Annotated in this window: 8 protein-coding genes, 1 other RNA gene and 1 pseudogene; 6 read left to right on the top strand and 4 right to left on the bottom strand. The window is 43.9% G+C overall.

Annotation, left to right across the window (positions count from 1 at the left end; all coding sequences use genetic code 11):
• A pseudogene (locus tag BLS64_RS04635) lies at positions 1-1,565 on the bottom strand (hypothetical protein); the annotation flags it as partial.
• A 604-nt stretch (positions 1,566-2,169) separates the two neighbouring features.
• Here BLS64_RS04635 and pdxH point away from each other — a divergent pair.
• The 4 genes from pdxH to BLS64_RS04655 are packed head-to-tail and all read left to right on the top strand — an operon-like array spanning position 2,170 to position 6,314.
• Positions 2,170-2,814 carry a pyridoxamine 5'-phosphate oxidase gene (gene pdxH / locus BLS64_RS04640; protein ID WP_093112351.1) on the top strand — a complete coding sequence of 215 codons (645 nt, stop codon included), beginning with the start codon at positions 2,170-2,172 and terminating at the stop codon, positions 2,812-2,814.
• A 2-nt stretch (positions 2,815-2,816) separates the two neighbouring features.
• On the top strand, positions 2,817-3,302 hold the full coding sequence (locus BLS64_RS04645; RefSeq protein WP_093112353.1) for a SixA phosphatase family protein: 486 nt from the start codon (positions 2,817-2,819) through the stop codon (positions 3,300-3,302).
• 3 nt (positions 3,303-3,305) lie between these two features.
• The gene (gene ppk1, locus BLS64_RS04650; RefSeq protein ID WP_093112355.1) at positions 3,306-5,402 is read left to right on the top strand and encodes a polyphosphate kinase 1; all 2,097 of its coding nucleotides are present in this window, start codon (positions 3,306-3,308) and stop codon (positions 5,400-5,402) included.
• A gap of 3 nt (positions 5,403-5,405) precedes the next feature.
• On the top strand, positions 5,406-6,314 hold the full coding sequence (locus BLS64_RS04655; protein ID WP_093112357.1) for a Ppx/GppA phosphatase family protein: 909 nt from the start codon (positions 5,406-5,408) through the stop codon (positions 6,312-6,314).
• On the opposite strand, the gene miaE is transcribed toward BLS64_RS04655, so the two are convergent.
• On the bottom strand, positions 6,301-6,882 hold the full coding sequence (gene miaE, locus BLS64_RS04660) for a tRNA-(ms[2]io[6]A)-hydroxylase (protein WP_093112359.1): 582 nt from the start codon (positions 6,880-6,882) through the stop codon (positions 6,301-6,303). The two genes, BLS64_RS04655 and miaE, sit on opposite strands and share 14 nt — an antisense overlap.
• Before the next feature lie 3 nt (positions 6,883-6,885).
• Positions 6,886-8,739 carry a DNA polymerase III subunit gamma/tau gene (locus BLS64_RS04665; protein WP_093112361.1) on the bottom strand — a complete coding sequence of 618 codons (1,854 nt, stop codon included), beginning with the start codon at positions 8,737-8,739 and terminating at the stop codon, positions 6,886-6,888.
• A 159-nt stretch (positions 8,740-8,898) separates the two neighbouring features.
• On the opposite strand from BLS64_RS04665, the gene rnpB reads away from it, so the two are divergent.
• Both rnpB and BLS64_RS04675 read left to right on the top strand, forming a co-directional pair.
• Positions 8,899-9,219, top strand: an RNA gene (rnpB, locus tag BLS64_RS04670) — RNase P RNA component class A.
• Between the two features lie 134 nt (positions 9,220-9,353).
• Complete coding sequence (locus BLS64_RS04675) at positions 9,354-12,056, top strand: cation-transporting P-type ATPase (protein WP_218124598.1); 2,703 nt, start codon at positions 9,354-9,356, stop codon at positions 12,054-12,056.
• A gap of 48 nt (positions 12,057-12,104) precedes the next feature.
• On the opposite strand, the gene BLS64_RS04680 is transcribed toward BLS64_RS04675, so the two are convergent.
• On the bottom strand, positions 12,105-12,488 hold the full coding sequence (locus BLS64_RS04680) for a hypothetical protein (protein WP_093112365.1): 384 nt from the start codon (positions 12,486-12,488) through the stop codon (positions 12,105-12,107).
• Positions 12,489-12,494: the final 6 nt, after the last annotated feature.

Consider the following 12,494-nt stretch of genomic DNA (forward strand, 5'->3'; position numbering starts at 1 on the left):
ACAGAAGCAGTATCCTCACATCCGTTCTCCCCTGTAATTGTAACCGAATAAGTGTCTGGTTCAGTTACTGTAATGGAAGGATCGGTAGATCCGTTACTCCACAGGTAAGTGAAGTTTCCATCTGCAGTTGAAGCGGAAGCATCCAGGGTCACTGAAGTCACATCACAGGTCAAAGTTTCATTTCCTGTTATGGTAGCCACCGCAGGAGTCATATTTTCTATTACTGTTACTGTAGCGGTATCACTACAGCCACTATTGGTATCGGTTACTGTTACAGAATAGTCACCGGCCGCTGTAACATTGATTGTCTGGGAAGTTGCTCCCGTACTCCAGGAGTAAGAAGCAGTACCCTGTACAGTTGATCCTCCTGCATCTAAAGTAATAGATGGATTTGCACAGGTCAGTAGTTCGTTACCTGAAATATTTGCTGTAACGGTTGCAAGTTTATCTACGATGACTTCGGCCTGAGTAGAGCAACCTGTGGCATCGTTTACCGATACCGTATATGAGCCTTCGGACAAATCACTAAAATTCCCGTTGTCCTGGAAGTTAACGCCATCAATGCTATACTCATAAGGAGGAGTTCCGCTTCCATTGATTCCGCTGGCTGTAGCGGTGAAAGAACCGCCGGTGCCGTCACAGGCTACCGGAGTTACGTTTGTGAATTGGACTTCAAGAGCTGTAACGGTAATATTAAAAGAGCAGGTTTTTTGTTTAACTTCCCCACTGGGTGAGGTATATGTGGCTACATACTGCAGGTCATGTGATCCTACAGGGTAGAATCCTTGTTGTGGTGCCGTAACTGTGAAATCTATACCGCCGGTACAGCCATCATCATAGAGCATCCCATTTACGGCAATAAGGGTGTCCCCTGTATTGGCATTAGAGGGTTTATCCTTTAACGGATCGTAGGTGAACACATATTTCAGTCTGTAAATACCACTAGTAGTGTTAGGAGTATTAAAAATATATCGTTTTTGGTTTTCTGTAACGGTAATCGCATCTCCTGCTGAAATTTCATTTCCGTTTAGGTCTACCAGAAACAGTTCAATTGTATAACTATAGTCTTCATTTCCTTTTGGCGCCTTATAATTTAAATCAAAAGAAGTTTGTGAACCGGGATTGAGCATTAAAAATGGAGTAACTACTTTAGATTTCTGGTCACCGTCAGTATCTACTCCTGAAAATAATTTAATATGTCCTCCATTTCCTCCTACCCTGGAAATGAAATTAAATTCCCAGCATTCTTCTGTTAATAGTTGCTCATTAAGTTCAAACAGCATTTGGAAATTTCCTTCACTCCCGTTGTTAGTACAGGTTTGGGTCACAACCGGGTTTTCCCAGGAAACATACGCACCCAAAACGCCATTTTCATCATAATTGTTGGCACAGACAATTTGATCTCCCGGGCAACTGTCAAAAGTGATACAGTCATCTCCTTCAATAGTACCTGAAGTCTGTGCGTTCACAGCAAAAGAAGCTGTAAATAAGAAGCTCATCAGGATGCCAAATCCTGATGGTTTTGAATTTTCCCAAAGCTTCCCCGGGTGAAAAGTTGTTTTCACGTTTTTAAGGGGGAGGAAAATTTTAGCTAGAGTAGTTTTCCAAATCATAGTCGAAAATGTTTTGAATTACAATGACCTTCCTCAATTTTAAAAGGGAAAAAACATCAAAAGGTGACTGCTCAATTTTTTGTTGGTTTTTTGGTTAAGTTCATATTATCCGCAGGGAAGGATAATCTGAAGACATTCTTTGTTTTCTTACAAAATCCACTAGATATTTGGGGGGTAGTGGGGCAATTCTGGCAAAGGTTTTTGAACCTTCTGCAAAGTAAAATTAGCGCTTAAATCTGTTAAAAAAAGAAAATTCAAATCTTTTAGATGTAGTGTGAGGTTTAACGGACAAAATACACATTAACAGTTCGTTAAGACTAGTATTTTGGCATAAAATTTTAGGTTTTTAACAATATTATAGACAGAAAATTTTGGGCTGTTTAGAAGGAATTCCTTACAGGATGTTGAGGGATCTTTAACTGATTCTTTACTGTTTTTTTGATGGGATACTGAGCCGAAATTGATTAACTGAAAAAATCAATTCTTACAAATATTTTCAGCTCCTTATAGAGGTAATAAATTTCAGAAATTGTAAGAATTCCTGTAAATTGGCAATATGAAAAACAAGCTTCACGACTACAGAAAATTGTACCAAAAGCACCAGTTGCTTGAGGACGAACTCCCCTCAGATCCGTTCGAACTTTTTCACTACTGGATAAGAGAAACTGAAACAAATAAAGAAGTAGAAGAGATCAACACCATGACTGTTTCCACAGTCGGTCTTGACGGATTTCCTAAATCAAGGGTGGTCCTTTTAAAGGAATATGATATGGAAGGCTTTGTCTTCTATACGAACTACCTTTCAGAAAAAGGAAAATCGATCTCTGAAAATCCTAAAGTTTGCCTTTCTTTCTTTTGGCCAACCTCAGAACGACAGGTGATCATAAAAGGAATAGCGCAAAAAACTTCCGAAGAAGAGGCTCAGGAATATTTTCAGTCCCGGCCCCGGGGCAGCCAGTTAGGAGCATGGGCTTCAGCTCAAAGCTCCATCATCCCATCCAGGGAATTCCTTAAAAAACGCCTGGAGAAATTGGAAGCTGAATATGAGGGAAAGGAGGTGCCCAAACCACCTTATTGGGGAGGTTACAAGGTAATTCCCCTGGAATTCGAGTACTGGCAGGGCAGGCCTAACAGGCTTCACGACAGGATCTACTACAGCAAAGAAAATGATAATTGGAAGATGGACCGCTTAGCACCTTGATCATGAAAAGACTTATTTTAGTAAGACATGGAAAATCCTCCTGGAAAGAAAACCTGCCCGATGACCAGCGGCCCCTTAAAAAAAGAGGTTTTAAAGATGCTGATCTTGTGACAAAGGCTTACGTGGCTACCAGGGATGAACCTCTTATCCTTTGGAGCAGTTACGCGGTAAGGGCGCTAACCACTGCGAAGATCTTTAAAGATAAGCTCAACATTAGCGATGGTGATTTCCATGTCAAGAAAGAGCTTTACACCTTCAACGGCTCCCAATTGTTAAAGACCATCCAAACCTGTGATGATTCTGTTGAAAACCTGATGGTCTTTGGTCATAATCCAGCCATGACCAGTGTGGTTAATCATTTGGGAGATCAGGAATTTGATAATATCCCTACCACAGGTCTTACTGTTCTTGAATTTGAAACCGACTCCTGGAAAAACCTCAAAGACGGAAAAACAATCTTATATTTATTTCCGAAGAACTTAAGGTAATCTATGGAAGAAAATCAGTATATCAACAGGGAACTAAGCTGGTTGCAATTTAATGCGCGTGTTTTACAGGAAGCTGCAGATAAGACCGTTCCGCTGATAGAGCGACTGCGCTTTCTCGGGATCTTTTCCAATAACCTTGATGAGTTCTTTAAAGTACGATATGCCACGATCAAACGCATAGATCTCGCCGGAAAGGGAGGTAAAAGCGTCTTGGGGGGGATCAAGGCCAACAAACTGCTGGAGGAGATCACCCAGATAGTGATCGATCAGCAAAGCGAAAGTCTCAGCATCCTGGATTCCATTCAGAATAAACTGAAGGATCACAATATTTACATCATCAATGAAAAGCAGGTGCCTAAATCGCAGCAGGCATTTTTGAAGAACTTCTTTCTACAAAAGGTGAGTCCGGCCCTGGTGACCATTATCCTTAATGATCTTCCCGAAATTCCGAGGTTGAAAGACAGTGCGGCTTACCTGGCGGTGAAGATGATCATGAAAGAACCGGCTCCCAAAAAAGGAAATTCTCCGCTGGTCAACAAACCCCTGAAAGAGAAGAAATATGTGCTTATTGAGATACCAAGGAGCATAGAACGCTTTGTGGTGTTGCCAAAGGAAGGTGAAAAACAATATGTAATACTTCTGGATGATTTAATAAGGTTTCACCTGCATTCCATTTTCAATATTTTCGAGTACGAGAGCATTACAGCCCATATGATCAAGATAACCAGGGATGCAGAACTGGATATTGACAGTGACCTGAGCAAATCTTTCATTGAAAAGATCTCGGCGAGCGTTAAGGAAAGGATAGAGGGTGAACCGGTGCGGTTCGTGTATGACATGAACATTGAGCAGGATACGCTGCAGTACCTGATGCGTAAAATGGAAATCGACGCAACAGACAGTATCATTCCGGGCGGGAGGTATCACAACCGCCGTGATTATATGAATTTTCCCAGTCTTGGGAGTGAAGAATTGCTGTACAAACCATACGAGCCCTTAGCGATGCCGGGGCTCGTACTACAGGGCAGCCTTTTCAAAGGCATAGCCGAAAAGGACTTTCTACTGCACACCCCTTACCAGTCCTTTTCCTATACCGTAAAATTTTTAAGGGAAGCAGCTCTTGATCCTGCAGTTAAGACTATAAAGATCACGATTTACCGTCTGGCCAAGATCTCCCACATAGCCAGCTCATTGATAAATGCTGTCAAAAACGGCAAAAAAGTTACGGTGCAGATCGAACTAAGGGCACGCTTTGATGAAGTGGCCAATATTAACTATGCCGAACAGATGCAGCAAGAAGGCGTAAACCTTATTTTTGGAGTAAAAGGCCTAAAGGTGCATTGTAAAGCCTGCGTGGTAGAGCGGCTGGAACAGGGCAAGATCAAAAGATACGGATTCATAAGCACCGGTAATTTCAATGAATCTACCGCCAGGGTGTATACAGATCTTACACTCTTTACCAGCGACCAGGAAATCCTAAAAGAGGTGAACAAGGTGTTTGACTTCTTTGAAGTTAACTACAAGGTTAGCAGGTATAAACATTTGATCGTTTCACCCCACTATACCCGAACCGCCTTGATCAAGCTCATTTCTACTGAAATTGAGAACGCCACAGCGGGAAAACCGGCAGGAATAAGATTGAAGCTGAACAGCCTTTCAGATTTTGCGCTTATTGATAAATTGTATGAAGCCAGCAGGGCAGGGGTGAAAATTAAGCTGATAGTTCGCGGAATATGTTGCCTTATACCGGGAGTGGAGGGCATGAGTGAAAATATCCAGATAATAAGTATCGTTGATAAATACCTGGAGCACCCCAGGATCTTTATTTTTGAAAATGCCGGGAAACCGAAGGTGTACATTTCTTCGGCAGACTGGATGACCCGTAATCTTGATTACCGGGTAGAAGTGAGTTGTCCTATTTACGACAGTGATATACAAAAAGAGATCATCGAGACCTTTGAGATCTGCTGGAGTGATAATGTAAAGGCCCGAGTATTGTCTATTAAACAGGACAATGCATACCGCAGGAACAACAAGCCTCAGTTAAGGTCCCAGTTCGCTCTATATGATTACTATTTAAAGAAACTTGAAAAAGAATAAGATTTGATCGTTCAGAAGAAATATGCCGCCATAGATATAGGTTCCAATGCCGTGAGACTGCTCATTTCTACTATTACGGAACAGGAAGGTAGAGACCCGATGTTCAAGAAAACTTCTCTTGTGCGGGTGCCAATCAGGCTTGGGGCTGATGTTTTCCTATCAAAGGCGATTTCTGAAGAGAATATCAGGAGGATGATCGATACGATGCAGGCTTTTAAACTGTTGATGCGCTCCCATAAGATCGAAAAATTCAGGGCCTGTGCGACCTCGGCTATGAGGGAATCTGAAAACGGGGAAGCTGTAGCTCAAAAGATCAAAGAATTGACCGGTATCGAGATCGATATCATTGACGGAAAGGATGAGGCGGCCATTATCGCCGCGACCGACCTTCATGCTCTTATTCAGACAGATAAGACCTATCTCTATGTCGATGTAGGTGGTGGTAGTACAGAATTTACCCTGTACTCTAACGGCAAAACCATCACATCACGATCTTTTAAGCTGGGAACAGTTCGGCTGTTAAACAAGATGGTTCCTGAAAGTGTGTGGAATGAAGTGGAAGACTGGATCAAAAAGGTAACTAAAGAATACACGAAAATTGACCTTATCGGGTCAGGTGGAAACATCAATAACATCTTTAAAAGCAGCGGAAAGGCAAATGGAAAACCTCTTAGCTTTCTGTACCTGAGTTCTTATTATCAGTTACTACAATCCTTGACATACGAGGAACGGATCACAGAGCTCAACCTTAATCAGGACCGGGCCGATGTTATCGTGCCGGCCGCTAAGATCTATCTCTCTGCCATGAAATGGACCAGGGCCCGCAGAATATACGTGCCAAAGATCGGACTGTCAGATGGTATCATCAGGTCACTTTACCAGGAAAGCAAGGAAGAGGCTAGCCGTGCATAGTCTCGGACTTCCCAAGGTCTTTCATGATCTCTGCTTCGAACTCCAGTAGGTCCTGCCATTTTTTATCCACCTCCTTACGGTCACCATATTTTCGGGCGAAGTTGAGGAACATGGTGTAATGGTTGGCTTCACTCACCATCAGGCTTCGGTAAAAATTGGCCAGTTCCTTATCCTCCAGATTTTCTGAAAGCAGCCTGAACCTTTCGCAGCTTCTGGCTTCAATTAGCGCGGCGTAAAGTAACCGGTGAATAAGATTGGTGATCCTGCTGCCTCCTTTTGGGAAAAAGGTCATCAGTTTTACCACATAATCATCGCGCCTGTCTCTTCCAAGAGTGTAGCCCCTTGCCAGGATCTTGTCGTGCACCATTTTGAAATGGCTCATTTCTTCTTTGGCGAGAGCGGTCATTGCCGTGACCAGTTCAGAATATTCAGGATGGGTTACGATCAGTGAGATCGCCGTTGATGCTGCCTTTTGTTCACAGTAGGCATGATCTGTAAGGATCTCCTCAATGTTCTTTTCTACAATGTTCACCCATCTTGGGTCTGTCGGTAATTTTAGTCCAAGCATGTCTTAAATATCTAGATCAAATGTGGCTCGTAGCTTTTCTAAAAGCGGATTTTTCTCCTGCAGTTTTTGAAATTTCTCAATGGGCGTAAAAGCGAATTTTTTCTCCGCCTTTTCATTTACCTTTACCTTAAGCTGAATGTGAGTGTTCTGAAGTTTGTCCTTTAAGAATCCCATTAAATAATACTGTACCCGCTCCAGTTCTAATTTCATGGTCTCGTTTGGCAGTTCGATGCAAATATCCTTTCCCTTCAGCACCGGGGTATCTGTCTGCATGATCGAAGCGAGGATCTTTTCCCCTTTTTCGATCTGCTGGGCAGCGAATTCCTGCCAGGCCTCCTGCATTTCCTTCTCGGTGAACTCGCCGTTCTTTTCGATCACCTGTTCTTTTTGAGCCTCCCTTTTCTGTGCTTCCAGCTCTTTTTTCTTCTGAATGCTTTTTAGAGAAAGCCCGGAAACTTTCTTCTTGGTGATCCTGTTTTCCGTTTCTGCGGAAGGTCCACTTGTTTGCGTTACTTCTGAAGTTGGAGAGGAAGCCGGCTCTTTTTCCGCTTCAGGAGAAGGGGAAGATATATCAGGTTCCGGTTCTTTTACTGCCGTTTCCGGGGCGCAATTTTCTGAGGTCGCGCTGCCTTTTTGGGGAAGCTGGGCTTCCTGCGGCGGGGCCGAGGCTCCTTTTCCGTATTCATTACTGGTGATCACCTCCTTCTCCTTGGGTGACAATTTCATAGCCGGGGTAGGTACCGGGGGCTGTGAAAAATGGGAGGGAGGGATTATGAACGAATTATCGTTTTTTTTTTCTCCGCCAAAAGTGACAGAGGCAAGCTGCATCAGGCATAGCTCCACCAATAGTCTTTGGTTGCGGCTGCTCTTGTACTGCAGGTCACATTCGTTGGCCAGCTCTATTCCCTTCAGTAGAAATTGGGCCGAAGCCTTTTGGGCCTGCTCGTAATATTGGGCTTTGGTATTATCTCCCACTTCCAGCAGGTTGATGGTCTTCGGATTCTGGCAAACCAGCAGGTTCCTGAAGTGCGAGGCAAGGCCGGCAATAAAATGATGTCCGTCAAAGCCAAGTGACAGGATCTCATTGTACTGCAAAAGCAGCTGGGGAATGTCATTTTGGAGGATAAGATCGGTCGCGGTCAAATAAGTATCATAATCCAGCACGTTCAGGTTTTCGGTCACTGCCTGCCGGGTGAGCTCTTTTCCGCTGAAGCTCACTACGCGGTCATAGATAGAGAGCGCGTCCCTCATCGCTCCATCGGCTTTCTGGGCTATGATATGCAGGGCGTCATCTTCTGCGCTCACACCTTCCTGTTGGGCGATATACGCAAGATATTCCTTTGCGTCTTGCACGGTGATCCTCTTGAAATCGAAGATCTGGCAACGACTCAAAATAGTAGGAATGATCTTGTGCTTCTCTGTAGTTGCAAGGATGAATATGGCATGTTTTGGCGGTTCCTCAAGGGTCTTTAAAAAAGCATTAAAGGCCGCCTGCGAGAGCATGTGCACCTCATCAATGATATACACCTTATATTTTCCAACCTGCGGGGGTATCCTTACCTGGTCTATAAGATTCCTTATGTCATCAACAGAGTTGTTGGACGCGGCATCGAGTTCAAAAATATTGAACGCGAAATCCTCATTTGGATCCTGACTCTCTTCCTGGTTGATCTTCTTCGCCAGGATCCTGGCGCAGGTGGTCTTTCCAACCCCTCGAGGACCGGTAAAAAGAAGGGCCTGGGCAAGGTGGTTGTGTTCAATGGCATTTAGCAGCGTGTTGGTTATAGCTTGTTGGCCCACCACATCCTTAAAAGTCTGGGGGCGATACTTTCTGGCCGATACTACAAAATGTTCCATTGAGAAAATTTAAAAGACAAATATAAAAATACAAAACCGAAAGGGGGAGGAATTCCTTCCTTTTTATCCACAGCTAAGTGTTCACATGTGGCATGGTTTTTAATCTGAATATTGATGAAAAAATAGAACAAAAGTACTTTTTCTAAGTACCTTTGTCGGTAAGCAGACCGCCTTATCGCTCTGAATTATTTTGGAGAGGAAAGTCCGGACACCACAGGGCAGCATAGTGGGTAACACCCATCACCTCCTTTTGGGAGGGAGGACAAGTGCAACAGAAAGAATGTACAGGTAATGCTGTAGTGAAATCAGGTAAACTCTATGCGGTGCAATGCCATGTATACCGGCTGTTAAGGATCGCCCGTCCGTTGCCGGAGGGTAGGCAGCTAAAGGTCTTTGGTAACAAAGGCTTCAGATAAATGATAAGGGCTCTGGTCTTTCGGGATCAGAGAACAGAATCCGGCTTACAGGTCTGCTTTTTATTTTTCTTCTTAAAATTCCGTATCTTAAATATCCCTATCTAAGGCCTTTACTTTAAAATAATGATGATCTTAAAAGGTGATTTTTAAGCCTTTATTTCCCGATATCCTCCTGGTTCTTATAAAATTGATATGGAAATGCGAAAAGTGGAGTGGCATACTGTTACACCCGATCTGGTCGCCAGGGAACTGGATACCGATCTTAAAAAAGGGCTTTCTGATGCGGAGGTTACAACCCGATTAGAACGTTACGGCGAAAATCGGATTTCTACCAAAAAGCGCCAGAGCAGCCTGGTACGCTTTCTGCTTCAGTTTCACCAGCCGCTTATTTACATTTTACTGGCTGCCACCGGAGTTACCCTGTTGTTGGGCGAATACCTTGATGCTGCTGTGATCTTTGCCGTGGTGCTGATTAATTCCATAATAGGCTATATACAGGAGACAAAAGCATTAAAAGCTATAGACGCCCTCTCGAAAAGCATGAGCACTAACTCTACCGTTATACGCAACGGAAAACAGATGATGATAAACAGTGTTAAGTTAGTTCCGGGGGACATTGTGATGGTACAATCAGGAGATAAAATGCCGGCCGATCTGCGATTAATAAAAATCAAAGACCTGCAGGTTGATGAATCGGCACTTACCGGAGAATCGGTGGCTGTTGAAAAAAGCACTGAACTCGTTGATGCTGAGGCCATCATCGGGGACCGTAAAAATCTTGGCTTTGCTACCACAATGGTTACCTATGGAACGGGAAAGGGTATTGTGGTAAGCACGGGAGATCGTACAGAGGTAGGAAAGATCAACCAGTCAATTGCCACTGCAGAGGAACTGGACACCCCGCTAACCTTAAAGATCAAAAATTTTAGCCGTGTACTGTTATGGGTGATCCTTAGCCTTGCCGGTTTGATCCTGGTCGTAGCCTATCTAAACGGAGAAAGTTTGGCCAATGCCTTTATGGTAGCCGTGGCTCTTATGGTAGGGGCCATACCCGAAGGTCTTCCGGCTGCTGTAACCATCATGCTTGCCATTGGAGTTGCCCAAATGGCTAAGAGACGGGCTATTATTCGTAAACTGGTGGCCGTGGAAACTCTAGGGAGCACCAACGTGATCTGTTCAGACAAAACGGGAACCCTTACTGAGAACCAAATGACTGTTCAAAAAATAATGGCCGGGGGAGAGTTGTTTGAAATTACAGGAATAGGTTACAAGCCTGAAGGCAAGGTGTTGTTTGAAGGGGAAGAGGTAAGAATGGACAATAAACCCGCTCTGCAGTCTGTTCTGCGAGGAGGAGTTCTTTGTAACGATAGCAGGATCAAAGAGGTGGAGGGTCGCTGGATTTCTGAAGGAGACCCTACAGAAGCTGCAATGATAAGTGCCGCAGAAAAGGCCGGTATAGAAGATCATTATATAGATCATTATTACCCCAGGATAGATGAGATTCCTTTTCAGTCAGAAAATCAGTACATGGCCACTCTTCATAAACACGAAAAGAATATCCTGTTTATGAAAGGGTCTCTTGAGGCCGTATTGAAGGCCTGTTCTTATATGGCAGACAACACGGGGCAATCTGCGTCAATAGATAAAATCAAGGTGGAAAAAGCCGCCGAAGATATGGCCTCAGGCGGCCTTCGGGTCCTGGCTTTTGCTGTTAAGGAATTCGATCCCTCCAAAACCAGGGTTAGTCATGATGATGTAAAAGAAGGTATGATCTTTATTGGTCTCCAGGCCATGATCGATCCACCCAGGAAAGAAGCTATTAATGCTGTCAAGCTTTGTCAACAGGCAGGAATAGGAGTGAAAATGATCACCGGCGATCACGCCCTTACGGCCGCTACCATAGCTGCACAACTGGGATTAAGGGGCAAAACTGAAAATGGAAGATTAAAATCTCTGACCGGTGTGGAACTACAAAAAATATCGGATGAGGAACTGCCCGGGGTAGCAGAAGAAGTGTCGGTTTTTGCTAGGGTGAGCCCTGATCAAAAACTTAGGTTGGTTAAGGCATTGCAGGCTAAGAATAAGGTAGTGGCAATGACCGGAGACGGGGTTAATGACGGGCCGGCACTTAAACAAGCCAACATTGGAATTGCTATGGGAATGGCAGGCACAGAAGTGGCTAAAGATGCGTCTGATATGATTCTTACCGATGATAATTTCGCTTCAATTGAAGCAGCTGTTGAGGAAGGGCGGGGAGTTTTGGATAATCTCACCAAGTTCATAGTCTGGACCCTGCCCACCAACCTGGGAGAGGCCCTGGTGATACTTGCCAGTATCATTTTTGCTACCCGGCTGCCTCTGGCTCCTGTACAAATCTTATGGATAAATATGACAACCGCAGTCCTGCTGGGACTCATGCTTACGTTTGAGCCTAAAGAACCAGGTATCATGGATAGACCACCTACCCCGGTCAATAAGCCCATCCTCACTATTCCTTTGATTTTTAGAACACTGTTGGTAGGTACCTTGATCATGTTAGCGGCTTTTATTTTATTTCGGTATGAAATCTCAATAGGAGCCGACCTTCCCAAAGCTCAAACCGTCGCGACCACTGTTTTTATTGTTATGGAGGCTTTCTATCTTTTTAACTGTCGCTCTTTAAGAAGGTCAATTAAAGAGATTGGGTGGTTCTCTAACATGTGGGTGTACTATGGAGCGTTTGCAATGCTGGTACTACAGCTGATTTTTATTCATACATCCTTTATGAACAATCTCTTTCACTCAGCCCCCATAGGACTCAGTTCCTGGGTGAGAATAATGCTGGCTGGCCTAGCTCTATTTCTCATAGTGTTTGTAGAAAAGATGATCAGAAGAAAATTTACAGGAACCGAAGAATTTTAAATCACTCTTTATTCAAAAACAACAAAGGGTTAAGAATCACTTCTGCTGTCAGCGTCTTTCCTTCAGCATTTGTTTTGCCCATTTTTGCGCCTCTTTCAGATCTAAAAACACTTCAAAAGGCACTTTAGCGAAGTTCTTTTCAAAGGCCGCCATATTGAGCGCTGATGTCTTCTGGCTTACAATGGCGATTCCGCAGAGATGCCTGGCCTCTTCGAGCTTGAGATAAATGGTTGGATTGACATTGTAATTATGAACTCTTTGGGAAATGTACACAAAATGCCGATCCTCGAAGTAATGATTGCAAACTTCCACCAGTTCTTTGACCTGCGGGCGATCAAATACCACATCTTCCCTTAGCCGTGAAACGACATAATAATCATAGAACTGAAGAACCGAGAAATCCAGTTCTACTGTGTGGTTTGGTTGGTCCATACCTTA

The sequence above is a fragment of the Salinimicrobium catena genome (assembly GCF_900102915.1).
GTDB lineage: Bacteria > Bacteroidota > Bacteroidia > Flavobacteriales > Flavobacteriaceae > Salinimicrobium > Salinimicrobium catena.